Genomic DNA, 241 nt, shown 5'->3' on the forward strand with positions numbered 1-241 from the left:
GTATGGCCCCAAACTCAGACATGCAAATGATCGGAAGTAGTTTGTCGAGGATCGGACCAAGGGTGGATTCTTGTTGCTGCTGAACCACCTCGTAATAGTTTTGCAGATCACTTTCCCCGGTTGCATTCATACCTGCTGGCGATCTGCCAAACAGCCTTGTAACTGGAATTTCACTTGCTCCTGAAATGTCAAGCATGAAGCTTTCGTAAATATCGTTTAGCCCGGAGAAGGAATATTGATG

General features: G+C 46.1%; 1 protein-coding gene. It reads right to left on the bottom strand.

The window, feature by feature from the left end; genetic code table 11:
* The coding region (locus SB725_RS33520) for an anti-CBASS protein Acb1 family protein (RefSeq protein ID WP_410923736.1) at positions 1 to 196 on the bottom strand (196 nt) is incomplete at its 3' end.
* Positions 197 to 241: the final 45 nt, after the last annotated feature.

Origin of the sequence: Pseudomonas sp. SIMBA_041, assembly GCF_046535095.1 — a bacterium.
In the GTDB taxonomy this organism is placed as follows: Bacteria; Pseudomonadota; Gammaproteobacteria; order Pseudomonadales; family Pseudomonadaceae; genus Aquipseudomonas; species Aquipseudomonas mucoides.